Consider the following 1,428-nt stretch of genomic DNA (forward strand, 5'->3'; position numbering starts at 1 on the left):
GGCCGGGGCCGGGCCGTGGTGGGCGCGGGCGGCCCCTCGGGGAGGGCCGCCCGACCCGAGGGGCCGCGGCGTTACGCGGCCTTGTAGCTGCTCAGCTGCTCCAGCAGCTCCGCCCGCTGGATCTGGAGCGCCTTGATCTGCGCGTCGATCGCATCGAGCTTCGGCTTGATCGCCTCGGCGCGCTGGCCGTCGAGGAACTTCGCGTACAGCGCCTCACGCTTCGGCGTGCTCTTGTCCGCCTTGTACTCCTTGACCAAGGCGGTCACGAGGTCCTGAACCTTGGTGAAGGTCTCGACGTCCGCCCGCGTCGAGTGGCTGCCGGTGCCGGTCTGCGCGGCACGCACGGGCTTCCGGAAGATGATCTTCGGGTCGGTGACCGGCTTCTCGGACTCCGGGTCGATCTCCAGGTCGGCCGGGTTGACCAGGTGGTGGCCCACCACGTACGGCGTGTACTGCTGGATGCCCAGCAGCGGGACGTCGGTCCGCTCGTGACGCTCCACGCTGCCCTTGCCGAACTGCACGTTCAGCAGCCCGGGAGTGGCCGGGGACAGCTCGTAGTTCGGGTGGATCGCGATCGCGCCGATCGGCATCGCTCCCTCCTGGAAGATGCGGGAGAGGTTGTAGACGGTCTCCCCGTTCTCGCCCGCCTCGACGTCGTACGAGTAGGTGGCACCGGCCTGGGTGGTGAAGGTCTTGGACACGGAGTTCTCCTTTGAGTTGGGTTGACATTCGGGGTCAGGGTCGGTGCTTCCGCCCCCGGCCTCAGGACAACAACTCTACAGCGCTAAAAAGAGTTACGCAACCACCTTTCTCGGGTTCCCCCGTCTGCGCCTCTAGGCCCCGGTCCGCCGCGCCCCGCCCGGCCGCTGCGCCTGTGTGCCCGCTGTTTTGCAGGGGGTGTCCGTGCCGCCGCCGCCCGCTCGCCGCCGTGGCTGGGCCTCACGCTGTCCCGCTGCCGCCGGGCGGGTCGGGCCTGACTGCTGCGTCGGCAACGATTTTTCTTGGCCTGGGAGTTGCCGTCCGGCTCGTTCCCGTGCCGGGTCATCTGCGCGCACCTGCTCTCACCTTCGGGCCCGTTCCCGGGCCGCCTGCGCAGCCCGTCCGGCTCGCTACCCGTTCCGGCCTGGGTCGTACGCTTCACGATGGCGGCGGCGGGACCAGCCCAGCCGCCGGGGAAGACGACGCCGTCGCAGGGTCGAGCAGGGTCGGGGGCTGACCGGGTCACCCGTTGCGACTCCACCCGCAACGCCCCCGCCGCCGTCACCTTGGCTTGGCTCCCTGGGTGGGCCCCCGCTTTGCTCCTGCGTGTCGCTGTCGGCCGTGTGCCGCCCGTGCGCTGTGTTGCTGTCGGCGGTGTGGCCGGTCCTGTGGGTCCCGTGGTCCGCCCGGCCGTCCGGCTGTGCCCCCTGCTGCTGGTCGGGTCTGGCC

The 1,428-nt window shown here is 70.7% G+C and carries 1 protein-coding gene; it reads right to left on the minus strand.

The window, feature by feature from the left end; translation table 11 throughout:
* Positions 1-71 precede the first annotated feature (71 nt).
* Positions 72-701 carry a hypothetical protein gene (locus tag AC13HU_RS37150; RefSeq protein ID WP_483046411.1) on the minus strand — a complete coding sequence of 210 codons (630 nt, stop codon included), beginning with the start codon at positions 699-701 and terminating at the stop codon, positions 72-74.
* Positions 702-1,428 lie beyond the last annotated feature (727 nt).

The sequence above is a fragment of the Streptomyces sp. NH27 genome (assembly GCF_056859195.1).